We start from the raw sequence: 24,533 nt of genomic DNA on the forward strand, positions 1-24,533 counted from the left end.
CTACGCGCTGACCAGATCGTGGCGCGCAAGGCTGCCGACAAGGACCGGACCCTGTTGCTGGGGACGGTCCTTGCCTCGTTGAAGAACCGTGAGCTCGAGCTCGGGCACGAGCCCACGGATGTCGAGTCGGTCGAGGTGCTGCGGAAGCAGATCAAGCAGCGTCTCGACTCGTTCGAGCAATACACCAAGGCCGATCGTCCGGAGCTCGCCGCGCGCGAGGAGTACGAGATCGGTGTCCTCAAGGGCTATCTCCCGCCGGAAATCGACCCGGAAGAGATCCGTGTCGCGGCCCGCGCAGCGGTCGCGGCCGGCACCACCGACCTCGGCAAGTTGATGGGGGTGCTCATGGGGCAGTTCAAGGGGCGCACCGACGGGAAGGTGATCAACCAGGTCGCCCGCGAGGCGCTGTCGCAGGGATGACCGCGCTCGAAGCAGGAACGACCGGGGTGCCGTCCCATCGGGGGAGCGGCACCCCGTTGCCATTGGACCCTGCAACCTCGGCCGACGCACTCGCGGCGCTGGAGTTCCAGGCCGTGCTCGACGTCGTCGCGGGCTATGCCGCCGGACCCCTCGGCGCGGCGCAGTTGCGCGCGCGCCGGCCGACCGCCGATGCCGGCTGGATCCGCTGGGAACTCGCCCTGGTGGGCGAGCTGCTTGCCGTGTTGCGCCGTGGCGACCGACTCGAGGTGCCGCCGGTCCCGGAACTGAAGGGCGCCCTGGGCCGACTCCGCATGGACGGGAGCGTCCTCGAGATTCACGAGCTCGCCGCCGTGCGAGTGACTCTTGCGGCCGGGCGCAGTGTGGCGCAGGAACTCGAGCGCCTGGCCGAGGCCTGCCCCATGGTCGCCGCGCTGCGCGCCCCCCCGGCCGACCGCACCATCGAACGGCTGCTCGAACTCTCCGTGGGCGACGACGGTGAACTCCTCGATACCGCGTCGCCGGCACTCGCCGCCGCCCGGCGCGAGGTCCATGCGGCACGCGAGCGGCTCGTGCGTCGTCTCGAATCGCTGCTGCGCGACCTCGACTCGGCCGCCGTGCCCGCCGGTGCGACAGTGACCATGCGCGGTGGTCGCTACGTGATTCCGGTGCGCCGCGATGCCCGGGCGCGTCCCGAGGGGATCATCCACGACGAGTCGGGCTCGGCGGGTACGCTCTTTCTCGAACCCTCGGCGGCCATCGAACTCGGCAACGCCGTGCGCGCCGCCATCATCGCCGAGGAGCGCGAGACGCTCGTCGTGCTCCGCGAGCTCACGGAGAAGTTGCGTCCGCTGCGCGAGACGATCGCCGCACTCCACGCCGTCGCCGTCGAGGTGGACACCATCCTCGCGCGGGCGCGCTGGGCGCGGGATACCAACGGCGAAGTGCCGGCCGTCGGCGAGGTCGGCACGCCGCTCCGCCTGCTGGGCGCGCGGCACCCGTTGTTGCTCGCCCGCGGGATCACCGTGATCCCGTTCGACCTCGTCCTCGATGGCGCAGAGCGCACCCTGCTGATCTCCGGGCCGAACACCGGCGGCAAGACGGTGCTGCTCAAGGCGACCGGCTTGATGCTGGCGCTGGCGCAGGCGGGCGTCGTCCCGCCGATCGGTGCCGAATGCGTGTTGCCGATCGTCCGTCGCTTCTTCGTCGACATCGGGGACCACCAGTCGCTTGCGGCCGATCTCTCCACCTTCTCGGCGCACGTCGCCGAGTTGCGGCGCATCCTCGAATCGTCGGACGCCGGGACGATCGTGATCCTCGACGAGGTCGGCTCCGGCACCGACCCGGCGGAAGGCGGCGCCCTCGCGATGGCGATCCTCGAGACGCTCACGCGGCGCGGCGTGCTCACGCTGGCCACGACCCACCTGGGCGCGCTCAAGGATCTCGCGACGCGCGTTCCCGGCGTGGTGAATGGCTCGCTGCAATTCGACGCCGCCACGCTCTCGCCGACCTATCGCTTCACCAAGGGGATTCCCGGGCGGTCATATGGCCTGGCGATCGCGCGGCGCCTCGGCGTCGACCCGGCGGTGCTGGCGGCCGCCGAGGCGCTGGTGCCGGAAGCGGAGCGTGACCTTGACCGGTTGCTGGCGCAGGTCGAAGCGCGCGAGCAGTCGTTGCGTGCCGAGGAGTCGGCCGTGCGCGAACGCGTCGGCGACGTCGAGCGGCGCGAGGCCGTCGCCGCGATGACGGCCGAGCTGCAGGCCGCACGCGAGGCGGAGTTGAAGCGGCAGGAGAAGGAAGCCGAGCGGGAGCGCGCCAAGCAGGCCAAGGCGTACCTGCTGCAGGCGCGGAAGTTGGTCGAGGATGCGCTGGCGTTGGCGAAGGGTGCCGTCGACGAGGCATCCGCCAAGGAGGCGCGCCGCCTGGTCGAGGACGGCGTGCGCTCCGAGTCGCGGCGTCTTGATGAGCGCGACACGCTCGAGCCGGCCGGCACCGGCGCGATCGCCATGGGCCGCCGTGTGCGCCTCTCGACCGGGACGGTCGGCGAGGTCGCCGAGATCCGCAGCGACGGCAAGGTGGTGGTGCTGGTCGGCACGATGCGACTGGTGGTGACTTCGGCGTCGCTCACGCCGCTCAATCCGGCCGGAGGTGGCGCCGAAGGCAAAGCCGATGCTGCGCCCGGTCGACGAGCCGACGCGCGAGGCCGCCTACGAGCTCGACCTGCGCGGGATGCGCGCCGATGAAGCGGAGGCGGTGGTCATCGGGGCGATCGACGGCGCCGTGCTCGCCGAGCAGCCGCACCTCGCGATCATTCACGGCATGGGGACCGGGGCGCTGCGCGACATGGTGCGACGACTGCTCACGCACGACAAGCGCATCGCGTCGTTCGACTTTGCCCAGCGGCAGCAGGGCGGCACCGGCGTGACGATCGCGGTGCTTCGCTGATGGCACGGATCCCGGATGAGCTGATCGAGCAGGTGCGCGACAGCGCCGACTTGCTCGAGATCGTGCAGGAGTCGATTCAGCTCAAGCGGAACGGCAGTGACTGGCGCGGCCCCTGTCCGTTCCACGGCGGGACCAATCGCAACTTCGCCGTGATCCCGAAGAAGAATCTCTACTACTGCTTCGTCTGCCACGAGGCCGGCGACGTCTTCACCTGGTACCAGAAGCGCTTCGGCCTCGACTATCCCTCGGCGGTGCGCGAGGTCGCGCGCCGTGTGGGCGTCGTGATTCCCGAGGCCACGGAGCGGATCGGGCCCGACCCGCGCGAGCCGTTGTACCAGGCGTGCGAGGTGGCGCAGGGATGGTTCGCCACGCAGCTGCGCGAGTCGACCGAAGCGGAGCCGGCGCGGCGCTATCTGCTGGATCGACAGTTCGCGCTCGACGCCGCCGCGGAACTCGGCCTCGGCTATGCGCCGCGCGGCGCCGAGTTCGTCGCCGCGATGAAGCAGCTTGGACTCGGCGACGAGGCGATGCTCGAGGCCGCGCTGGTGGTTCGGCGCGACGACGGCACCCTCGCGCCGCGCTTCCGTGGTCGGTTGCTCTTTCCGATTCACGACCTGCGCGGACGGGTCGTCGGCTTCGGGGGGCGCATCCTGGGCAGGGGAGAGCCGAAGTATCTCAACTCGCCCGAGACGCCGATCTTCCACAAGGGCGAGCAGCTCTATCACATGCACCTCGCCAAGCACGCAATCCGGAAGAGCGGTTTCGCGATCCTGGTGGAAGGGTACTTCGACACCCAGCGCCTGGCGCTCGCCGGGATCGACCATGTCGTCGCGCCGCTCGGCACCGCCTTCACGGAGGCCCAGGCCACGCTGCTCAAGCGCTTCACGGGCGAGGTCGTGATCCTCTACGACAGCGATGCCGCCGGACTCAAGTCGACCTTCCGGGCCGGCGACGTGCTGCTGGCGCATGGGGTCCGCGTGCGCGTGGCGACGATGCCACCGGGGGACGATCCTGACACCGTGGTGCAGCATGGGGGAGCCGGCGCATTGACGCCGATACTTGACGATGCGGTTGATCTGCTCGAGCGAAAGCTGCAACTCCTGGAGCGGAAAGGGTGGTTCGCCGATGTGCGCAAGTCGCGGGAGGCGCTCGACAAACTGCTCTCGACGCTGCGGGCCGCGAGCGACCCGGTGACCCGGGAGCTCTATATCTCGCGGGTCGCGGAGCGGCTCGGGATTCCGCGTGAGGTGGTGGCGACGGAAGCCGCGGCGAAACCGCGCGCCGCGATGCTCCCACCGCGCCAGGCGAGTGTGCCTGAGCAGGAGGGGCCACCCGAATGGCACCGCGAGGCGGCGGGGCGGGGGGAGCGAGTCGCGCCACGGCGGGCGGCGGTTCGGACTCCCGGGGCGGAGATCGAGCGGAAGTTGCTCCGCTTGCTGCTGACCTCGCCGACTTGGCTGGCCCGGGCGAGCGGGGAATTGGCCCCGGACCGCTTCACGGTCCCGACCTTCGGCCGCATCTACGGGGCGCTGGTGGCCCTGCCGGATGGGGCACCGGTCGGCGATGCCCTATTGGGGCTGGATCCGCGGGCCCAGGAGGCCTGGCAGGCCCTGATGGAGTCGCCCCCGCCGGGCGAGGGGTACCATGTCGATCAGGAGTACGCCGGGGCCCTGGAGGCCCTGGAGGAGATCCACCAGTTCCCCGAAATCGCGGCCGAACCCGACTCGCAGGAGCGCAGCCGCCGGTGGCGCGCGCTCAGCAAAGAGGGACAGGCACGATTCCGGATGTATCTTGCCACTGCGCCGCGCCCGCGCGCGAGCCGCGACGATCCGCCAACAGAGGAATGATTCCTGATGCATCCTGACTTGCCGAAGCTGCTCGATGTCCAAGCGAAGGATCGCCGTCTCGCCGAACTGGCCGAGCGCCTGGAGGCCCTGGAGAGCGAGCGCGCCCTCCTCGATGTCGCCGTCGACCGGATCAAGAACGAGATTCACTCGGCGACGCGCACCGCCACCGACTTCGCGCGGCGCCGCGATGAGACGGCGGCGAAGCTCGACACGCAGAAGAGCAATCAGGAGAAGCGTCGCGTCCGCCTCGAGCAGGAGCGGAACCCGCGCCTCGCTGCGCAGCTGATGGCCGATGTCGAACTCGCCCGCAGCATTTTGGCGCAGGAAGAGAGCGAGTGGATGCGCCTGGCCGACGATGCAACGACCCGCGGCAACGCGGTGACGGAAATCGAGGCGCGACTCGCCGCGCTGCACGCCGAGCAGTCGGAGGCGCGCGCCTCCTTTGCCGAGCGGCTCGCCGGACTGCAGGCCGAACTCGATGCGGCCAAGGCCGAGCGCGAGTTGTCGGCCTCTGCCCTCGACCGCACGCTCCGGGTCCGCTACGATCGCCTGCGCAGCTCGCGGAAGACGGAGATCCTCGTCCCCTCGACCAAGTCGATCTGCACCGCCTGCTACACGGCGATCCCGTCTTCGCGCATCGGGCGGCTCGAGGCGGAAGGGTTGTTGCTGGAAGGGTGCGAGATGTGCGGGGCGATCATCTACCTGCAGGAATCCGTCGTCTGACGACCGCGCCCCGCTGGCGCGTCGCGCCGGCCCCGGATCCCGAGGCCGCCGCGTCGCTGGCGGCGGCGCTTTCTCTCCCGCTCCCGCTCGCCAAGTTGCTGGTGCAGCGGGGGTTTGCCGAGGAGGCGCGGGCCCGCGCCTTCCTGCGCCCCACCCTCGATGCCCTGGCTGACCCGTACGCGCTGGCCGGCATGGCCGACGCCGTCGCGATCATCGCGCGTGCAGTTGCGGCCAGGACGCCGATCCTTGTGCATGGCGACTACGACGTCGATGGGCAATGCGCCACCGCGCTGCTCACGCGGGCACTTCGTCAGGCAGGCGCGATGGTCTTTCCCTTCGTGCCGCACCGCACCACCGATGGTTACGACTTTGGTGCGGCCGGGCTCGCCGAGGCGGCACGCGTCGGGGCGGGGCTGATCCTCACCTGCGACTGCGGCACCAATGCAATTGATGCGGTGGCCGCGGCCAAGGCCGCTGGCCGGCAGGTGATCATCACCGACCACCACTTGCCCGGGCCGATGCTGCCCGATGCCGATGCCATCGTCAATCCGCAGCGTGTCGATGATCGCGCCGGGCTCGGGATGATGTGCGGCACCGGGATCGCCTTCAAGCTGGTGCAGGCACTGGTCGAACCGTTGGGGCTGCCCGCCTCGTTCCCGATGCACCTGCTGGACTACGTCGCGATCGCCACGGTAGCCGATGTCGTGCCACTCATCGGCGAGAATCGCATCCTCGTCAAGCACGGCCTCCGGCTGCTGCAGGACTCGCGCTGGCCCGGCCTGCAGGCGTTGCTGGCGCAGTGTGATCTGGCGGGGAAGCCGGTCCGGGCCGGCCAAGTCGGCTTCACGCTGGCGCCGCGTCTCAACGCCGTGGGACGGATCGCCGATGCGAAGGATGGCGTGCGGCTGTTGCTCGCCGATGACGAACGCGAGGCGGCCACGCTGGCGGCCCAGCTCGAGCGGCTCAATCGCGAACGCCAGGCGCTCGACCAGCAGATTCAGGACGACGCGATGGCGCTGGTCGAACGGGACTATGCCGATTCCGTCGAGCACCCCGCGATCGTGCTCGCGGGCGAGGGGTGGCACCCCGGTGTCATCGGCATCGTGGCCTCGCGAGTGGTCGAGCGCTACGGTCGGCCGACCTTCCTGATCGGACTCGATGGTGGCGTGGGGAAGGGGAGCGGCCGCAGCATCGAAGGCTTCGATCTGCACGCGGCGCTGACGGCGTGCGGCGACCTGCTCACGCGCTACGGTGGGCACCGGATGGCGGCTGGCCTGACCATCGCCGGCAATCAGGTCGATGCGTTCCGGGAGCGCTTCGTCGGCGTGGCGCGCGCGCAGTTGACGCCCGACGACCTGGGTCCCTCGCAGCGTGTCGACCTGGAGCTGCCCCTGGCCGACGTCACCGATGAGCTTGAGCGGATGGGCCGTCATCTCGAGCCCTGCGGCATGGGGAATGCCGCGCCGGTGCTCGGCGCGCGTCACGTCCGCCTGCAGGGGACCCGCACCGTGGGTGAGAAGCACCTGAAGGCGAGCCTCGCCGCGGAGGGCCGCGTCGTCGACGCGATCGCCTTTGGCTGGGCCGATCGGGCGGCGGGACTCGCCGACGGGTTCGTGGACGTCGCCTTCCGTCTGGAACGCAACGAATTCCGGGGCGTCTCCGCGCTGCAGGCGCGGGTCCTCTCGCTCGCGCCGGCTCGCGGCGCGTGACACGGATCGTGAGTGGTCGCTGGGGCGGACGCCGACTCCAGGTGCCGAAGGACGACCGCGTACGTCCGACCGCCGAACGGGTGCGCGAGGCCTGGCTGGCGATCCTCGGGCCGGAGCTTGCCGACGCCAGCGTCCTCGATCTCTTTGCGGGGAGCGGCGCACTCGGGCTCGAGGCGCTGTCGCGCGGGGCGCGGCACGCCACCTTCGTCGAGCTGAATGCCCCCTCGCTCGCCGCGATCAAGGCCAACATCGCCGCGCTCGGGGCGGAGGCGGTCACCACCATTCGTCGCGGGGATGCCATGCGCATCGCCAGCGCGCTCGAGCCCGGTGCCTTCGACCTGGCGCTGGCGGATCCGCCCTTCTCGGTGGACTACGCCGTCCGGCTCGCCGACCTCTGGCGCGAACGCCCCTTTGCACAGATTCTTGCTGTCGAACATCCACCGACGGTCACCCTCCCTGGTGCCGACACGCGCCGCTGGGGCGATATCGCCGTCTCCTTCTTTCGGGCCCCATGACTCGCATCGCGATCTACCCTGGCTCGTTCGATCCGCCGACCCGCGGGCACGAGGATCTCATCCGCCGGGCGCTGACGATGGTCGATCGGCTCATCGTCGCCGTCGCCATCAACCCCGCGAAGGAGCCGCTCTTCACGGTGGAGGAGCGACTCGCCATGCTCGAGGAGGTGACCGACCGCGATCCGCGGATCGAGTACGCCTCCTTCTCGGGGCTGCTGGCCGACTTTGCCCGAAAGCGGAACGCCACGATTGTCGTGCGCGGCCTGCGCGCCGTCAGCGACTTCGAATATGAATTCCAGATGGCGATGATGAATCGCAAGCTGCACGGCTCGCTCGAGACGGTCTTTCTCGTCCCGGCGGTCGACCTGACCTATCTGTCGTCATCGCTGGTGCGCACCGCCGCCCGCTTCGGCGGCAACCTCGATGGGCTGATCCATCCGGCGGTGGCGAAGGCGCTCGCCAAGCGGTTCGGGCGGTGAGCTTTCGTGAGTCACTGCGCGCGCGGGCCGCTGGTGCCGGCGCGACGCTCGTCTTTCCCGAGGGCGATGACCCGCGCGTGCGAGAGGCCGCGGCAACGCTCGCCAGACTCGGCATCGCCGACTCGATCCTCCTGGGCGCGGGCCAGATCGACCCCGAACGGGATGAACGGCTCCCCGAGGTCGCCAATTGGCTGCGGCATCGTCGGCCCGCCTCGGTGCGCGACGGCGTACACGCCCTCGACCTGGCGGCGGACCCACTGCGCTTCGGCGCCGGATTGGTTGGTCTCGGGTTGGCGGACGGCTGCATCGCGGGGTCCGTCGCCCCGACGGCCGACGTCCTCCGCGCCGCCCTCTGGGCGATCGGGCTTGCCGACGGCATCACCGCGGTCACCTCGGCGATGTACCTCGGACTTCCGGACGATCGGGTACTCACCTACACCGACATTGCGGTGATCCCGCTGCCCACCCCCGAACAGATGGCCGCCGCCGCGGTCGCTGCCGTCGCCGACCGACGGGCGCTGGTGGGCGACGAGCCGGTCGTCGCGTTCCTGTCGTACAGCACCCTCGGGAGCGCCGCCGGGCCGGAGATCGACCGGGTGCGGGCTGCCGTGGAGCTCTTTCGGGCCCTCGCGCCGGGCATCCCGGCCGACGGCGAGCTGCAGGCCGATGCCGCCCTCGACGCGTCGGTGGCCGCCCGGAAGTGTCCGACGTCGCCGGTCGGGGGGCGGGCCAATATCCTGGTCTTTCCGTCGCTCGAGGCAGGGAACATTGCCTACAAGCTGACGGAGCGGCTGGCGGGCGCGTCGGCGGCCGGGCCGTTGCTGCAGGGACTCGCCCGCCCGATGTCCGACCTGTCGCGCGGGGCCACACCGGACGATATTGTGGACGTTGCCGCGATGGTGGTGTTGCAGGCCACCCTGCGGATGCACTCGACTCAAGGAGCAGGAACTGATGGCGTTCACTGAAACGCGTGATGCAGGCGGCGTCGTGGTGGTGGCCGTGGAAGGGCAGTTGATCGTGGCCAATCGGCAGGAGCTCAAGCAGCTGCTGCAGGACGCCCTCGATCGCGGCGATCGCCGCTTCGTCCTCGACTTCACCCCCACGGCCTACATCGACTCGTCCGGTCTCGGTGCGCTGGTCTCGGTGAATCGCAAGGTGCGCGAGGCCGGCGGCGAGTTGCGCCTGGCCGGACTCAACGAGGACCTGCGGGCCCTCTTCGAGCTGACCAAGCTCGACACCTTGTTCACCATCGCCGACACGCCGGCCGGGGCGCTCGTCGGCTTCTGATCGGCCCATGCTGATCGCCGCGCGCCTGCCCAGCCCCGACCCGGACGTTCGCGAGCGCTACCGCGTCGTCCTGCCGAGCGACGTCTCGCAGGTGGGGCACCTCGTCGAGGTCGTCGCCGAGTGCTGCTTCGGTCCCGACCCGGTGGCTGGCCGCGCGCACTTCCGCGTCTGCACCGTCGTCGCCGAGGCCGTCGCGAATGCGATGCTGTACGGCAATCGCAACGACCCCACGCTCCGCGTCGTCGTCGAAATCGAGCTGCACGCCACGCAGGTGATCATCGCCGTCACCGATGAGGGCGACGGCTTCGATCCGGAGGCACTGCCCGACCCCACCACGCCCGATGCCCTGGAACGCACCACCGGCCGCGGCCTCTACATGATCCGGCAGCTTGCCGATCACGTCGCCTTCAACGATCGAGGAAACACCATCTGGATGACGCTGCCCCGCTGCTGAGCCACCTCGGCGGGGCCCTCGCGCCGCTTGGCGCGCTGGCCGGTGCCACCCTGCGACTCTGGCAACTCGACGGCGAGCGGTGGCGCCTGCTTGCCGGTCCCGCCGCGGGCGCGACGGCGCCGCGCGCACCGCGCGCCGCCGGGCAGGACGCCGCGGCCTGGCTGGCATTGCCCGAGTCACCCGGGATGTTCCTCGAGGTCGTGCCGCTGGAGGGGCACCGCGACGACGACCTCCCGGCGCGGCTGCTCCCGATCGTCCAGATCATTCTCGATGCCGAGCGGAACGCCGTCGAACTCACCGGCGAACTCGCCGCGCGCTACGAAGAGATTGACCTCCTCTACACCATCGGCGAACTGTTGGGGCGGGCGCGGTCGGTGGACGACGTGGCCGCGCTGATTCTGCGCGAGGTAACCGCCGTCGTGGGCGCGCGGCGCGCGGCGCTGCGCATCTACGACGCCGAGACCAGGATGTTGAGCACCGTCGCCTCCCTCGGCGTGACGGACGAGACCGTCCCGCCGGCGGTCTCGGTGGACGAGGCCGATATCATCGTCTGCCGTGCCTTCCGCTCCGGCCGCATCGAGACCGGCGTGCAACCGACCTGGGTCCCGGGTGAAGTGCTCGCCGTACCGATCACCTACGCCACGTCGGGCGAGGCCAGCCGCGTCATCGGTACGTTGGCGCTGGCGGAGCGGAGCGGTGGGGGAGCGTTCACGCGCGAGGAAACCAAGCTGGTCGCGGCCGTGGCCACGCAGATCGGGGCCGCGCTGGAGAACGCACGGCTCGTGGCCTCCGAGCACGGCCGCCAGCGCCTCGAACGAGAACTCGAACTCGCCCACGACCTCCAGCTCAAGCTGATGCCGACACCGGCCGTGCTGCGGGGCGAGGCGGATGTCGCGGTGGAGTCCCGCGCGGCGGAGTCGCTCGGCGGTGACTTCTACACCTTTTCGCGGCTGGGCGTCGGACGCATCGGCGTGATGCTCGGCGACGTCTCGTCGCACGGCTTCTCGGCCGCGCTCATCGCCGCGCAGGTGATGGCCGCCGCGGGCATCTATGCCAACGCCACGACGCCGCCCGATGAGACGCTCGGGCTGTTGCGCGATTCGCTCGCCGACGAGCTCGCCACCACCGAGATGTATCTCACGACGTTTTACGGGGTGCTCGATCCCACGGCGGGGCGCCTGACGTACACCAACGCCGGCCATCCCTACGCGTTTCGCCTGCCGCGCTTCGGCCCGGCCGAACGGCTCGCGCCGACCGCGCCGCCGCTCGGCCTGGTGGACGAGTCGCGCTTCGGTCGACGCGTAGTGCCGTGGCACTTCGCCGCGGACACGTTGGTCCTCTTCACCGACGGCCTGATCGACCAGCCCAACGCCGAGGGCGAACGCTACGGGGAGGCGCGGATCATGGCACAGCTCGAGGAGGGCCGTGGCCAGACGCCAGAGCAGCTGGTCCGCGCGGTGATGGATGATGTGATGGAATGGGGTGGGGCACCCACCGACGACTGTACCCTGCTCGTGTTGCGCATGTGAGAGTCCGCGCCGACAAGTCGCTGGGGCAGCACTTTCTCACCAACCCCGAACTGCTCGCCAAGATCGCTGCGGCGAGTGAGGCGGGGGCCGGCGACGTGGTGCTGGAAATCGGCCCGGGTCCCGGGGCGCTCACCACGGCCCTGCTCGACACGGGGGCAACGGTCGTTGCCATCGAGCGCGACGCCAGGATGCTCACGGGCCTTGAGCGGCAGTTCGCCGGACGCGATTTCATCGTCGTGAATGGCGACGCGCTCGAGATGGACTGGCACGCGCTGGTGGCGCCGTGGGTCGCGCTCGGCCGCCGTTGGCGGGTGGTCGGCAACATCCCGTACTACATCACCTCGCCGCTCCTCGAGAAGGCGCTCACGGCGCCATTTCCTGCCTCGGTGACCTACCTGGTGCAGAAGGAAGTCGCCGACCGTGTCGTGGCGCCGGCCGGCCACGACGACTTCGGCGCGCTCTCGATCGGCATTCAGGCCGTCGCCGCCGCGCATCGCGGCTTCGTTGTCGGGCGCGGCGCCTTCACGCCACCGCCCAAGGTGGACTCCGCCGTGCTCCACCTGATTCCGCGTGCCGAGCCGCTGGTGGCCGGCGACCAGGTCCCCGCGTTCCGCAAGCTGGTGACGTCGCTCTTTTCGTATCGACGGAAGCGGATGCAACGCGCGCTGCGCGAGGCGACGGGGGTGGATGCGGAGACGGCTGGCGCGCAGTTGGAGGCCGCGGGCATCTCGCCGGATGTGCGGCCGGAGGTGGTGGGCGTGGAGGAGTGGGTGCGGTTGTTGGAAGTCGTTAGGCGTTAGTCGTTGGTCGTTAGGCATGTCATCCGGAGCGAAGCCTGCGAAGCGGGCGCAGTCGAAGGACCTCTCGCCGTGCGTTGGGAACCGAGGTCCTTCTGCTTCGCGCCTACGGCGCTTCGCTCAGGATGACACTCTAACGACTAACGACTCATGACTCACTTCTAGAAGATATTCCCCGGCGCCATCAACCCCTGCGGATCCAGCGCCTGCTTGATCCCCTGCATCACCTCCCGCTGTTGCGCCGTCAGCTGCATCCCCATCCAGCGGTGCTTGATCTTTCCGATACCATGCTCCGCTGCCACCGTGCCACCCATGGCGAGGATCGGACGCAGGATCGCCGCAATCGTCTCCTCGACGGCGTGCACCTGCTCGGCGTTGCGCGCCACGAAGTCCATGTGCGGATGGCCGTTCCCGGCGTGGCCGTAAATGGTCGGCACCGTCACGCCATGCTCTTCCACCGCCTGCCGCGCGATTCCGATCGCCTCGGCGAGCCGCGGATAGGGGACGGCCCAGTCGGTCGCGATGCGCCGGCCACCTTGCGCCGCGAACGCGTTGCCGCGTTCGAGCATCGTGGCGGGCACGGCGTGGCGGAGCAGCCGCGCCGTCCGGATCTTGGCGTCGTCATCAAAGACGAGGACGTCGTTGACGAGCGCCCCGTGCAGCTCGGCGAGCGAGAGCCATTCGTCGAAGTCAGGGGTCGCGTCGCCGCGCGATTCCTCCTCGGTGTAGACGAAGGCGTTGCCGGCGTGCCCCTGACCACCATCCTCGTTGCGGATGATCCGCAGCGCTTCGGCGTCGAGGAACTCCAGGCAGCGCGGCGCGATCGTGCCGAGCGCCATCGCCTCGCGCGCGGCCACCACGAACGCCAGCGCTTCGCGATCGCCGGGGAAGGGGAAGCCGATGCCAGTGACCCGCTCGGGCAGCGGCAGCAGCGAGAGCTCCGCGGCGACTACCACCCCAAGCGTTCCCTCGCTGCCGATGAACCAGTCGATCGGATCGTGGATGGCGGCGTAGCCGACGGTGTTCTTCTCGAGCCGGGTGCGCGAGATCTCGACCTGTTCGCCGCTCGGCAGCACCACACTCAGCCCACTGATGTGCCGCCGCGTGGCGCCGTAACGGAGTGACCTCGCGCCCGAGGCGTTGCAGGCGATCGCGCCGCCGAGGGCTGCCTCCTCCTCCGAGGTCGGGTCGATGGCGAAGAGCAGTCCTTCGGCTGCCAGCGCCCGCTTGAGGTCGCCCACCAGGATCCCGGGCTCCACCCGGGCCGTCCGCCGCACCGGGTCGATGTCGAGGATCTTGGCCATCCCCCGGAGGGAGAGCAGCGTGCCTCGGTCCGTGATCGAACCGCCCGTCATGCTGCTCTGACCCCCCGCCGGCGTCACCGGAGTCCCCTCCGCAGAGGCCTGCCGCATGACCTCGACCACCTCGGCGGCCGAGGCGGGCCGGGCGACGGCATCCGGGAGCATGGTGAGCCCGGAGGCGTCGGCACTGTACGCCTGCCGCACGGCGGCGTCGCGGGTCAGGCAGCTGGGATCGACAGTCATCAGGCGGGCTCCGTGGTGGAATGGCCCAAAGCTATCGCCGCCCCGTGCCCTTTGCCTTCCCCGGCGGCTCGGTTAGTCTGTCCCCCATGACGACCCCAGACTTCACCTCGCCGGAGGCCCCCAGCCCCGAGCAGCTCGCCAAGATCGCCGAGGCCGCCGACATCCTCGAGGCGATCGTGGCCGACCGCGCCGTCCTGGTCCACCTGACCGACGACGTGCGCCATCGGCTCCTGAATGCCGCGGCCAAGGTCTATGCCCCGGACGCCTTCTCGCGCCGGCAGTTGGTCAAGGCCGCGGCACGGAAGCGGAAGGCGGAGAAGGTCCACATCGAAGAGTCGGTGCTGGGCAGCACGGGGATCCGCCAGCTGCGGACGCGGCCGGGTGTTGCGACGCCGAACTATTTCCTGGCCAACCCGGTCGAGCCCGAAGAAGTCGAGGACGATCCCGACTTCCGCGAGGCGATCCAGGCTCAGAATTGCTACGTCTGCAAGCAGGACTACACCGCGGTGCACCACTTCTACGACCAGCTCTGCCCGACCTGCGCCGAGTTCAACTTTGTCAAGCGGACCGAGCTCGCTGACCTGAGCGGCCGCGTGGCGCTGCTCACCGGCGGCCGCGTGAAGATCGGCTATCAGGCCGGCCTCAAATTGTTGCGCGCCGGTGCCCGGCTCATTGTCACCACGCGCTTCCCGCGCGACTCGGCGATGCGCTACGCCAAGGAGCCGGACTTCAGTGACTGGAGCGACCGTCTCGAGATCGTCGGACTCGACCTCCGGCACACGCCGAGCGTCGAGGCCCTCTGTCATCGGCTCATCACCGAGACGGACCGGCTCGACTACATCATCAGCAACGCCTGCCAGACGGTGCGCCGGCCGCCCGAGTTCTATCGCCACATGATGGCGGCTGAGCTCGGCTCGCTGAAGGAATTGCCGTCGGCCGCCCGCAAGCTGTTGCACCCGCTCGAAGGGATGCGCGAGGCCAACGCGATCGCCGCCTCGAGCGACGGCCTGCCGAAGATCAACGAATTGCTGACCGAGGTGCCGGGGCTCACGCACGCCGCCGCGCTGTCGCAGGTGCCGCTGCTCGCCGAGGAGCTGCTCGGCCAGTCGCACCTCTTCCCGGAAGGGGGAGCTCGACATCGACATGCAGCAGGTCGACCTGCGCGGCCGCAACTCGTGGCGCTTGCACCTGCACGAGGTCTCGACGGTGGAGTTGCTCGAGGTGCAGCTGGTCAATGCCGTGGCGCCGTTCGTGCTCAACGCGCGGCTGCGCCCGCTCATGAATCGCACGCCGAATCGTGACAAGCACATCGTCAACGTCTCGGCCGTGGAGGGGCAGTTCTACCGCCGCTTCAAGACGACGCGCCATCCGCACACCAACATGGCGAAGGCGTCGCTCAACATGATGACGCGGACCGCGGCGGCCGACTACGTGAAGGACGGCATCCACATGAACTCGGTCGACACCGGCTGGGTGACCGACGAGGACCCGGCGGAACTCGCCGCGGCGAAGACCGCGGAGCACCGTTTCCACCCGCCGCTCGACATCATCGATGGCGCGGCCCGCATTGTCGATCCGATCATCGCGGGGATGAACACGGGCGACCATGTGTGGGGACAGTTCCTCAAGGACTACCGCTCGGTCGACTGGTAGGCCCCTATCGGGGGAGGGAATCCGGCGTTATCGTCGGCGCTCACCGTCCTCCCCCCATCTGGAGCCCCACATGGTGACCATCACGATCGCGTCCCTCTGGCTGCCGATCCTCCTCGCCTCGGTGGCTGTCTTCCTCGTCAGTACGCTGGTGCACACGGTCTTTCCGTGGCACAAGTCGGACTATCCGGGGGTGCCGGACGAAGCGAAGGTGCGGGCTGCCTTGGGTCCGATGGCGATCCCACCGGGCGACTACATGGTCCCCCGCTGCACCGACATGAAGGAGATGGGCTCCCCCGAGTTCCTGGCCAAGATGAACGAGGGGCCCGTCGTCCTGATGACGGTCCGGCGGAATGGCCCGATTACCATGACCGGCACGTTCGTCCAGTGGTTCATCTTCCTGCTGGTCGTGAACACCATCCGTGCCTATGTGGCCTCCCGTGCCCTGACGACCGGGGCCCCCTACCTCGAGGTCTTCCGCTTCGTCGGGGTCACCGGCTTCGTGGCCTACGCCGCGGGCGTCTGGCCGATCACGATCTGGTACGGCCGAGGGGTTGGTTTGGCTGTGAAGGCCACCTTCGATGCCCTCCTGTACGCGACGGTGGCGGCGGGCGTCTTCGGCTGGCGTTGGCCGCACTGAGGCCCGCTGGGACCCCCCACGGGAATGGCCGGCCCCCATTGGGGCCGGCCGTTTTCGTTTCGGGGTTGCCCCACCCCCGGGCTCGTGAAACATTTCACAAATGCTTCAGCGCAAGATCGCCGACTCCACCGTTCGCCGCCTCGCGATCTACCTGCGCTTCCTCGAGGAGTTCGCGGAACAGGGCGCGGACACCCTCTCCTCCGAGGCCCTGGCGCACCGCGCCGGCACCACCTCCGCACAAGTTCGCAAGGATCTCTCGTTTTTCGGTTCCTTCGGGAAGCGGGGCTTGGGCTATGATGTTCAGGCGCTCGCCGGCGAACTCCGCGAGATCCTCGGCCTCACCCGCCGCTACCGCGTCATGATGATCGGGGCCGGTCGGCTCGCCAGCGCGCTGGTCCAGTACTCCGGCTTCGGGGCCCGCGGCTTCGACATCGTCGCCGTCCTGGAGAAGGACCCTGCCAAGATCGGGCAGACATGGGGTGATATTCCGGTGCAGGACGTGGCCCACCTCGAACAGGTGGTCCGTGAGCAGCAGGTCGACCTCGCCGTCCTCGTCACCCCAGCCGACCCGGCGCAGGGATTGGTCGATCGGCTGGTTGCTGCCGGTGTGACGGCGATCCTGAACTTTGCCCCGGTGCAATTGCATGTCCCCGAAGGAGTCGAAGTGAAGAACGTGAACCTCGCCGTCGAACTCGAGACGCTCTCTTACGCCATCGCGCATCGCGCGGTGGATGCGCGGCGCGCGTGAGCGGCCTCTCGGCCGTGCCGTCGGGGACACTGGTCGATCGCGCACTGCTGCTGCTCGCCGACGGCCCGGTCGACGCCGAACAGCTGGCGGTGCAGGTGCTCGGGCTCCCGAATGCGCCGCGCGCCGTCGCCGATCGGCTGGCCACCGCGCTCCTCGGCGCCGACCCGCGTGTACGTCAGCAGCCCGATGGCCGCTGGGCACTGCTCGCGGCGGCGCAGGGCTCGCCGCTGCTCGACGAGTGCGCCTTTGCCGTCGTCGACGTCGAGACCACCGGGATGCAGCCGGTCGGCGATGACCGCATCACCGAAATCGCGGTCGTGGTGGTGCAGGGCGCCCGCCGTGAGGTGGTGTTCGATTCGCTGGTGAATCCGGGGCGCTCGATTCCGGGCCGCATCCAGGAACTCACCGGCATCACCGACGCGATGGTGCAGGGCGCGCCCACATTCCGCGAGATCGCCGACCAGGTGGTCGATGCACTTGCCGGCCGCGTCTTCGTGGCGCACAACGCCCGCTTCGACTGGGGCTTCGTCGGCGCCGAGGTCAAGCGCGCGCGCGACCTCGCCCTCGACGGCCCGCGCCTCTGCACCGTGCGCCTCGCGCGGCGGCTCTACCGCCATGAGCCTTCCTACTCGCTCGGCTCGCTCGCCGCGCGCTTCGGGATGGAATTCACCGCGCGCCACCGCGCCGCCGGCGACGCCGTCGTCACCGGGATGCTGCTCGAGAAGCTGCTGGGTGCCGCCGCCGAGAAGGGCGTCCGCACGCTGCACGACCTCGAGACGATGCATCGCACGCCGGTGGCCGAGTTGCCGCAGTGAGCCGCGTCACCACCATGCAAGTCGGCAAGCTCCGGGTGCACGCGCTCGAGGCCGGCATTCAGCATCTCGATGGCGGCGCGATGTTCGGCGTGGTGCCGAAGCCGCTCTGGGAGAAGCGCATCGCGCCCGATGGCCGCAACCGGATTCGCCTGGCGATGCGCACGCTGCTGATCGAGCACGACGACGGCCTCGTCCTGGTCGACAGCGGGCTCGGCAACAAGGAGACGCAGAAGTTCCTCGACATCTACGGCATCGAGAACGCGGGGGCCGACGGTCGTACCGCGCTCGAGGATGCGATCGCGGAACTTGGGCACAAGCCGGAGGACGTGAAGGTCGTCGTCTCGACGCACCTGCACTTCGACCATGCCGGCGGCAACACCTTCATCGCGCCGGATGACGCCGAGCGGCGGGTGCAGCCGACCTTCCCGAACGCGCGCTATGTGGCGCATCGGCGCGAGTACGCCTATGCCGCGCACGCCAACGAGCGGACCACGGCGAGCTACTTCCCGCACAACTATGCGCCGCTGATCGAGTCGGGGCAGATGCAGATGATCGACGGCCCCGCGGGCACGATCGTCCCGGGCGTGCGGGTGATGGTCACCCCTGGGCACACCCCGTGGCACATGGCGGTGCTGCTCGAGAGTGCGGGGGAGGGGCTCCTCTTTCCGGCCGACACGGTGCCGACGGCGCACCACCTGCCGCTGCCGTGGATCATGGGGTACGACGTCGAGCCGCTCCGGACCCTCGAGAGCAAGCGGGCGCTCTACTATCGGGGCATGGCCGAGGGGTGGCGGGTGATCTTCGAGCACGACGCCGACACGGTGGGTGGGCGGATGGTGTCGGGCGAGAAGGGGACGGAGCTGGCGGAGCGGATGGGGGCGCCGGCGGTGAGGGGTGAGGGGTGAGGGGGAGGTGAAGGTGACCAGTCACCTGTGACCTGTGAACGGTGAACGGTGAACGGTGAACGGTGAACGGTATATTCAGGGTCCCTGAGTTTCCCTGATCGACCTGCGGGTGCTGCGATGCGAAAACGTACTTCGCTTTCACTCTGGATCGGGCTCCTCCTGCTACCGGCCGCGGCCAGCGCTCAGATCCGCTTTCAGCCGCCCCAGCAGTTCTCCCGCCTCGATACCCGCCGCGCGGGAGTCTCCATGGGGGCGGGGGGCGGGGCGGGGGGGGGGGGGGGGGGGGGGGGGGGGGGGTGGGGTGGGGTTGGGTGTGTCCCGGGGGGGGGCCGTGTTTGCCCCGCTGGGAGAATCGAGGGTGTCTCCGGAGGGGGGGGGGGTCTATGACGGGCTCTGTGGCTGGAATCGTTGGGGTCCCCCTCGGCGTCATCGGTGCGATGATCGGCGACGCCTCGAAGAAGTAGGCCGCGCCTGGTCTCCGTCGCCCTGCCGGGGAGGGGTATCGGCCCCATGTTCCACCACGGAACGGCACCCCCTTGACCGTGGAGGGCCGGTCCACTAGGTTCCCCCCATCGCAAGAGGACGGGAGATCCGTCCCACCCCGAGCCGAAGGACATGGCGACGCGGTCTGAGGAGACATAAGCATCCGGTCCTACGGGGCCGCGGTGCAACTCTTCGGACACCCCGCCTCGGTGGGGTGTCCGTTTTTTGTCCTGTGGGGAGGAACTGCCACTGTCCAGCTTCGATCGTGAACGTCGCGTGCGGGTCAACCGGCAAATTCGGATTTCGCCGGTGCGGGTGGTGACGGGTGAGGGCGAACAGCTCGGAGTGCTGCCGATCGAGGAAGCGCTCGCGGCCGCCGCAGAGCGGGGCCTCGACCTGGTCGAGGTTGCCCCGATGGCTCGCCCCCCCGTCGTCAAGATCATGGACTACGGCAAGTTCAAGTTTGAAGAGGCCAAGGCGGCGCGTGCAGCCAAGAAGAAGCAGCACGTGATCCACCTGAAGGAAGTGAAGTACCGGCCGGGCATTGACGACCACGATTTCGATTTCAAGACCCGGCACGCCCGCGAGTTCCTCGGCGAGGGCAACAAGGTCAAGGTCACCATGATGTTCCGTGGGCGGCAGATCGCCCACACCGAGCTCGGCAAGGCGGTCCTCGACCGCGTCGCCGCCGCCCTGGTCGACATCGGCAAGGTTGAGCAGGAAGCGAAGCTCGACGGCCGCAACATGATCATGGTCCTCGCGCCGAAGTAAGGCGCCGGACCCTGCTGGAATCACTGGAGAGTTACGACATGCCGAAGCAGAAGACCAAGCGCGCCGCGATGAAGCGCTTCACGATCACGGGCACGGGGAAGATCAAGCGCTCCCGCGCCAACAAGCGCCACATCCTGACCAAGAAGACCCAGAAGCGGAAGAACCAGCTCGGCAAGGCGGCGCTGGTGTCCTCGGCGGACTACCCGCGCACCATCAAGCTGCTTCAGGCCTGAGGAGATAGCCCATGTCACGCGTCAAGAATGGTGTTGCCCACCACGCTCGCAAGAAGAAGATCATGGAAGCCGCCAAGGGTGGCTTCGGATCGCGCAGCAAGCTGTACAAGGCCGCGAAGGAAAACGTCGAGCGCGGCCTGGCGTACGCCTACCGCGACCGCCGCAAGAAGAAGGGCGACTTCCGCCGCCTCTGGATCGTCCGCATCGGCGCCGCCGCGCGCATGCACGACATCTCGTACTCGCGGTTGATGGCGGGCCTCAAGGCCGCCGGCGTCGAGGTGAACCGCAAGGTCCTCGCCGACCTCGCCGTGAACGATGCCGACGCGTTTGCGAAGCTGGCCGAAATGGCGAAGGCGCACCAGGCGGCCTGAGCCGCCCTGCATCGCACTTCGCCCGCGGGGCCGGCCGTCGCTGCACGGGCGGCCCCGCTGTCGCTTTCCGCCGCCATCGTCGTCCGGAGTCGTCGTGTCCGAGTCGCCTGATCATCCGTCGCTCGCGCCCCTTCGGGCGCGGCTTGCCGCCATCCCCACGCTCGCCGCCGACGCCCTCGAGGCCGAAGCGACCGCCCTGCTCGGCCGCAAGGCGGGCGAGGTCACCGCGCTCCTGAAGGGGCTCGCCGCGCTTCCCCTCGAAGAGAAGCGTGCGGTGGGTGGCGCCCTCAATCGCCTCAAGGTGGAGCTCGAAGCCGCCGTCGACGCGCGCCGTGCCGAGCTCGCCGCTGCCACCGCGTCGCTCGCCACGCGCGATGTCGACCTGACCATGCCCGGCCGCGCGCAGTGGCCGGGCACGCTGCATCCGGTGACCGTCGTGGTCGACGAGATCGTCGAGATCTTCCGCGGACTGGGCTTCTCCGTGGCACTCGGCCCCGAGGCCGAGGACGAGCAGCACAACTTCGGGATGCTGAACTTCCCGCCCGATCACCCGGCGATGGACATGCACGACACGCTCTACCTCGATCCCGAGGGCGCGCCGCGCCCGGTGGGCGAGCGGATGCTGTTGCGCACCCACACCTCGCCGGTGCAGATCCGCGTGATGCAGGATGGCCCGCCGCCCTATCGTGTGGTGATCCCCGGCATCGTCTATCGCAACGACCCGTTCGATCCGTCGCACGCACCGGCCTTCTCGCAGATCGAAGGGCTCGCCGTCGACGAGGGGATCACGTTCGTCGACCTCAAGGCGACGCTGACGCACTTCGCGCAGCGCTTCCTCGGGCCCGACACGCGCGTCCGCTTCCGGCCGTCGTTCTTCCCGTTCACGGAACCGTCGGCCGAGATGGATGTCGGTTGCAGGCTTTGCGACGGCGCCGGCTGCGCCGCGTGCAAGGGGACCGGCTGGATGGAGATCCTCGGCTGCGGCATGGTGCACGAGAACGTGCTGCGCGGCGTCGGCCTCGACCCCGAGCGCTGGACCGGCTTCGCCTTCGGGATGGGACCGCAGCGCATTGCCATGCAGCGCTACGGCCTCCCCGACATCCGCCTGCTCTACGGCGGAGACATGCGCGTCCTCTCGCAGTTCGGGGGGATCGGCCGATGAAGATCTCGCGCCGCTGGCTGGAGGCGTTCCTCCGCCAGCCCCTCGATGCCAAGGACGTCGCGGCCCGCCTCGGGATGCTCGGTGCACCCGTCGACGCGATCGAGCCGATCGGTGCCGACCTGACGCCGTTCGTCGTGGCACTCGTCACCGACGTGCGCCCGCACCCGAACGCCGACAAGCTCCGCGTCACGACGGTCGATGATGGCAGCGGGACGATCTTCCAGGTCGTCTGCGGTGCACCGAACGTGACGGCCGGGAAGAAGTACCCGTTCGCGCGTCTCGGCACCGTGATGCCTGGTGGCATGCTGATCGAGAAGCGGAAGCTGCGCGGCGAGGCCTCCGAGGGGATGCTCTGCTCGGCGCGCGAACTCGGCCTCGGCCAGGATCACGACGGCCTGATGACGCTCGACACCGACGCGGCCCCGGGGACGCGCCTGCTCGAGATCCTGCACGACAGCGGTGATGATCGCCTCGACGTCGATGTGACGCCGAACCGCCCCGACCTCCTCGGCCACAAAGGCGTTGCGCGCGAGCTCGCGGCGTCGTACGGCGTGCCCTATCGGTTGCCCGAGGTCCCTGGCGAAGTGGAGCTCGATCTTCCCGTGCCGGGCCGCTATACGGACCAGGTGCAGGTGGGCGGCGTGAAGCTCGCGATTGCGGACCACGGCTGCGGCCGCTTCTTCGCCGCGGTGATTCGTGGCGTGAAGGTCGGGCCATCGCCGGCGTGGCTGCAGCAGCGGCTCGAAGGCGCTGGCGTCCGTTCCATCAACAACGTCGTCGACGTCACCAACTACGTCATGCTCGAGCTCAACCAGCCGATGCACGCCTACGATGCCGCCACGTTGCGCGGCCCCGCGCTGATCGTGCGCGGTGCGCGTGAGGGCGAGTCGCTGGTCACCCTCGATGGCGTCACCCGCACGGTGGCCGCCGGCTCGCTGATGATCGCCGATGCGGAGCGGGCGATCGGCATCGCCGGCGTGATGGGTGGCCAGGACACCGAAGTCACCGATGCCACCACCGACATCTTCCTCGAGTGCGCCTGGTTCGAGCCGTCACGCGTGCGCGCGGCGCGGCGTGCGGCCAACCTCTCGACCGATGCCTCGCAGCGCTTCGAGCGCGGCACGGATCGTTGGGGCGCCGTCGACGCCTTCCGCCGCGCCATCCGGTTGTTGGTGACGGTCGCGGGCGGCACGCTCGACGGTCCCACCGTCGACGTCTTCCCGGTGCCGTCGCATCCGCCGCGGATCTTCCTCCGTCCGGCGCGCGTGGCGCAGGTCCTCGGTGTCGAGCTCGCATGGAGCACGATCGAGAAGCAGCTGGTGAAGATGGGTGCGACCGTCGTGGCGAAGCCGGAGGACGGCCGCATGGCGGTCGACGTCCCTGGCTGGCGTCCCGACGTGACCACCGAGATCGACCTGATCGAGGAAGTGGCACGCCTCTATGGCTACGACCAATTGCCGACCGACCTGCGCGGCTTCCGCCCCGGCACCCGCCAGGACGATGCGGCGTGGGGCATGGCGGCGCGGATCCGCCGGGGGCTCGCCGCGAGCGGCTTCTCCGAGGTCATGACCCTGCCGATGGTGGCCAGTGGCGGGCCAGACGCGGTACGGCTCCTGAACCCGCTCTCGGCGGAGCAGGGGATGCTGCGCGATGCCCTCCTCCCGGCGCTGGTCCAGCAGGTCGAGGCCAACTGGGCCCTCCAGACCGGCGATGTCCGCCTCTTCGAGGTGGGGACCGTCTTTGCGAAGGCGGCGGCGGGCGACCGGCCGGCCGAGGCGATGCATGCGGCGTTCGTGCTGACCGGAGCGCGACATCCGATGCACTGGACCGACGGGGGAAAGGCGCCCCAGTGGGACCGGTGGGATGCCCGAGCCCGTTTCGAGCAATTGGTGGCTCTGGCGCATCCGGCGGCTGGGGTCCAAGTTGATGAGGGGCGGTGGGTTGCCCGGGCGCCGGACGGTACCGTGGTCGGCCACTGCGGACCGCTCGTTGCCGATGCGCCGCCATGGGCCGCGCCGCTCTTCGGGGGGGAGGTCACGGTGGCGCAGGCCGTGCCATCGGCCACCCCGTTCATCCCGGTCCCGGCCTTTCCGGCGGCCACCCGCGACTTGGCCCTGCTGGTCCCGGACGCCTGCGCCGTCGACGCGGTTACCACCCTCCTGTTGCAGCGGGGGCAGCGCCACGCGCTCACCTCGGTGGCGGTGGTGGACGAGTACCGAGGCAAGAATCTTCCGGACGGTCGGCGCAGCGTGGCGGTGCGGTTGGTCTTCCGCGCCGCGGATCGCACCCTGACTGATGCCGATGTGGAGCAGGCAATGGGTCGCCTGCGGACTTCCCTGGAGCGCGAGCTTGACGTCACCGTACGTACGTCCTGACCTGCCGGCACTGGCCGAACTCGATCGGGTGCTCCGGCACCTGACCGATGAGTTGGCCGGTTGGCGACGCCGCTGCCTCAAGGCGGAAGCGGAGCTGCAGGGGCTCAAGGCGCAGGACGGGATGGTGCCGGGCCAACAGGTGATCGGCATGCAGGCGCGCACTCTCGACCTGCAGCGCGAGAATCTCGACCTGCGCGCGCGGGTCGACCGCGCCCGCGACATGGTCGTGCGGCTGCAGCAGCGACTCGCCTTTCTCGAGCAGGAATTCGGGTCGGAGGCGCGCTCGTGAGCGAGGCCCCCAAGCAGTCGGTGCGCGTGGTGGTCGGCGGTGAGGAGCTGGTGGTGCGCTCCGAGTTGCCCGCCGAATACACCCGCGACGTCGCCGCCTATCTCGATGACAAGCTGCGTGGCATTCGGGCGATGCTGCCCACCCTGGAGGCCCACAAGGCCGCCATCCTTGCCGGACTCGCCGTGACCGACGAGCTCTTTCGTGCCCGTCGCACCGACGGGGAAGTGGCCGGCCGCATCGCGGCGCTGGCCGATGACCTGACGCGTCTCCTGCCGCCTGCCAAGCGCGGCCCCCGTGGGGGCGCGACCGAGTGACCACTGCCCGGTGCCACGCGCACCGGTCGAG

The 24,533-nt window shown here is 69.6% G+C and carries 25 protein-coding genes and 1 pseudogene; 25 read left to right on the top strand and 1 reads right to left on the bottom strand.

Translation table 11 applies throughout. The features are described 5' to 3' along the window. The first annotated feature begins 18 nt into the window (after positions 1-18). From IPP98_02315 to rsmA, 13 genes are all read left to right on the top strand, one after another. Positions 19-420, top strand: a complete 402-nt coding sequence (locus IPP98_02315; GenBank protein MBL0177946.1) for a GatB/YqeY domain-containing protein — start codon at positions 19-21, stop codon at positions 418-420. Continuing rightward, entirely contained in the window at positions 417-2,660 is a 2,244-nt protein-coding gene (locus tag IPP98_02320) for a hypothetical protein (protein MBL0177947.1), read from the top strand. Before IPP98_02315 ends, IPP98_02320 begins: the two co-directional genes overlap by 4 nt. After that, complete coding sequence (locus tag IPP98_02325; GenBank protein ID MBL0177948.1) at positions 2,587-2,862, top strand: Smr/MutS family protein; 276 nt, start codon at positions 2,587-2,589, stop codon at positions 2,860-2,862. The genes IPP98_02320 and IPP98_02325 overlap by 74 nt, the downstream gene beginning before the upstream one ends. Next, a complete protein-coding gene (locus IPP98_02330; protein MBL0177949.1) occupies positions 2,862-4,709 on the top strand; it encodes a DNA primase in 1,848 nt (615 codons plus the stop codon). Before IPP98_02325 ends, IPP98_02330 begins: the two co-directional genes overlap by 1 nt. A gap of 6 nt (positions 4,710-4,715) precedes the next feature. Next, the gene (locus IPP98_02335) at positions 4,716-5,432 is read left to right on the top strand and encodes a hypothetical protein (GenBank protein ID MBL0177950.1); all 717 of its coding nucleotides are present in this window, start codon (positions 4,716-4,718) and stop codon (positions 5,430-5,432) included. Next, the gene (recJ, locus tag IPP98_02340; GenBank protein ID MBL0177951.1) at positions 5,393-7,141 is read left to right on the top strand and encodes a single-stranded-DNA-specific exonuclease RecJ; all 1,749 of its coding nucleotides are present in this window, start codon (positions 5,393-5,395) and stop codon (positions 7,139-7,141) included. Before IPP98_02335 ends, recJ begins: the two co-directional genes overlap by 40 nt. Continuing rightward, the gene (rsmD, locus tag IPP98_02345; protein MBL0177952.1) at positions 7,138-7,656 is read left to right on the top strand and encodes a 16S rRNA (guanine(966)-N(2))-methyltransferase RsmD; all 519 of its coding nucleotides are present in this window, start codon (positions 7,138-7,140) and stop codon (positions 7,654-7,656) included. Before recJ ends, rsmD begins: the two co-directional genes overlap by 4 nt. Beyond that, the gene (gene coaD / locus IPP98_02350) at positions 7,653-8,135 is read left to right on the top strand and encodes a pantetheine-phosphate adenylyltransferase (GenBank protein ID MBL0177953.1); all 483 of its coding nucleotides are present in this window, start codon (positions 7,653-7,655) and stop codon (positions 8,133-8,135) included. The genes rsmD and coaD overlap by 4 nt, the downstream gene beginning before the upstream one ends. Next, positions 8,132-9,100: a hypothetical protein gene (locus tag IPP98_02355; GenBank protein MBL0177954.1), complete on the top strand. Its 969-nt coding sequence runs from the start codon at positions 8,132-8,134 to the stop codon at positions 9,098-9,100. Before coaD ends, IPP98_02355 begins: the two co-directional genes overlap by 4 nt. Beyond that, on the top strand, positions 9,087-9,422 hold the full coding sequence (locus tag IPP98_02360; GenBank protein ID MBL0177955.1) for an STAS domain-containing protein: 336 nt from the start codon (positions 9,087-9,089) through the stop codon (positions 9,420-9,422). The genes IPP98_02355 and IPP98_02360 overlap by 14 nt, the downstream gene beginning before the upstream one ends. A gap of 7 nt (positions 9,423-9,429) precedes the next feature. After that, a complete protein-coding gene (locus IPP98_02365) occupies positions 9,430-9,876 on the top strand; it encodes an ATP-binding protein (protein ID MBL0177956.1) in 447 nt (148 codons plus the stop codon). A gap of 185 nt (positions 9,877-10,061) precedes the next feature. Beyond that, positions 10,062-11,405 carry a SpoIIE family protein phosphatase gene (locus IPP98_02370; GenBank protein ID MBL0177957.1) on the top strand — a complete coding sequence of 448 codons (1,344 nt, stop codon included), beginning with the start codon at positions 10,062-10,064 and terminating at the stop codon, positions 11,403-11,405. Further along, positions 11,402-12,205 (top strand): ribosomal RNA small subunit methyltransferase A, encoded by an 804-nt coding sequence (rsmA, locus tag IPP98_02375; GenBank protein ID MBL0177958.1) that lies wholly within the window; start codon positions 11,402-11,404, stop codon positions 12,203-12,205. Before IPP98_02370 ends, rsmA begins: the two co-directional genes overlap by 4 nt. Positions 12,206-12,363: 158 nt before the next feature. Here rsmA and IPP98_02380 read toward each other — a convergent pair whose 3' ends face one another. Continuing rightward, entirely contained in the window at positions 12,364-13,746 is a 1,383-nt protein-coding gene (locus IPP98_02380; GenBank protein MBL0177959.1) for an FAD-binding oxidoreductase, read from the bottom strand. Positions 13,747-13,832: 86 nt separating this feature from the next. Here IPP98_02380 and IPP98_02385 point away from each other — a divergent pair. The 12 genes and pseudogenes from IPP98_02385 (at position 13,833) to IPP98_02440 (ending at position 24,502) form a co-directional block, all read left to right on the top strand. Beyond that, positions 13,833-15,399 (top strand): annotated as a pseudogene (locus IPP98_02385) (SDR family oxidoreductase). Positions 15,400-15,469: 70 nt separating this feature from the next. Then, a complete protein-coding gene (locus IPP98_02390) occupies positions 15,470-16,036 on the top strand; it encodes a hypothetical protein (GenBank protein MBL0177960.1) in 567 nt (188 codons plus the stop codon). A gap of 100 nt (positions 16,037-16,136) precedes the next feature. Beyond that, complete coding sequence (locus IPP98_02395) at positions 16,137-16,784, top strand: redox-sensing transcriptional repressor Rex (protein MBL0177961.1); 648 nt, start codon at positions 16,137-16,139, stop codon at positions 16,782-16,784. After that, on the top strand, positions 16,781-17,599 hold the full coding sequence (locus IPP98_02400) for a hypothetical protein (GenBank protein MBL0177962.1): 819 nt from the start codon (positions 16,781-16,783) through the stop codon (positions 17,597-17,599). Before IPP98_02395 ends, IPP98_02400 begins: the two co-directional genes overlap by 4 nt. After that, entirely contained in the window at positions 17,596-18,504 is a 909-nt protein-coding gene (locus tag IPP98_02405) for an MBL fold metallo-hydrolase (GenBank protein MBL0177963.1), read from the top strand. The genes IPP98_02400 and IPP98_02405 overlap by 4 nt, the downstream gene beginning before the upstream one ends. 759 nt (positions 18,505-19,263) lie before the next feature. Continuing rightward, entirely contained in the window at positions 19,264-19,758 is a 495-nt protein-coding gene (locus IPP98_02410) for a translation initiation factor IF-3 (GenBank protein ID MBL0177964.1), read from the top strand. Positions 19,759-19,796: 38 nt separating this feature from the next. Then, on the top strand, positions 19,797-19,991 hold the full coding sequence (rpmI, locus tag IPP98_02415; GenBank protein ID MBL0177965.1) for a 50S ribosomal protein L35: 195 nt from the start codon (positions 19,797-19,799) through the stop codon (positions 19,989-19,991). Between the two features lie 11 nt (positions 19,992-20,002). Then, positions 20,003-20,362 (top strand): 50S ribosomal protein L20, encoded by a 360-nt coding sequence (rplT, locus tag IPP98_02420; protein ID MBL0177966.1) that lies wholly within the window; start codon positions 20,003-20,005, stop codon positions 20,360-20,362. Further along, on the top strand, positions 20,307-21,524 hold the full coding sequence (gene pheS / locus IPP98_02425; protein MBL0177967.1) for a phenylalanine--tRNA ligase subunit alpha: 1,218 nt from the start codon (positions 20,307-20,309) through the stop codon (positions 21,522-21,524). The genes rplT and pheS overlap by 56 nt, the downstream gene beginning before the upstream one ends. Then, a complete protein-coding gene (locus tag IPP98_02430; GenBank protein ID MBL0177968.1) occupies positions 21,521-23,899 on the top strand; it encodes a phenylalanine--tRNA ligase subunit beta in 2,379 nt (792 codons plus the stop codon). Before pheS ends, IPP98_02430 begins: the two co-directional genes overlap by 4 nt. Beyond that, positions 23,874-24,188: a hypothetical protein gene (locus tag IPP98_02435; GenBank protein ID MBL0177969.1), complete on the top strand. Its 315-nt coding sequence runs from the start codon at positions 23,874-23,876 to the stop codon at positions 24,186-24,188. Before IPP98_02430 ends, IPP98_02435 begins: the two co-directional genes overlap by 26 nt. Then, positions 24,185-24,502 carry a cell division protein ZapA gene (locus IPP98_02440; protein MBL0177970.1) on the top strand — a complete coding sequence of 106 codons (318 nt, stop codon included), beginning with the start codon at positions 24,185-24,187 and terminating at the stop codon, positions 24,500-24,502. Before IPP98_02435 ends, IPP98_02440 begins: the two co-directional genes overlap by 4 nt. Positions 24,503-24,533 lie beyond the last annotated feature (31 nt).

It is taken from the genome of Gemmatimonadota bacterium, assembly GCA_016720805.1.
In the GTDB taxonomy this organism is placed as follows: domain Bacteria; phylum Gemmatimonadota; class Gemmatimonadetes; order Gemmatimonadales; family GWC2-71-9; genus Palsa-1233.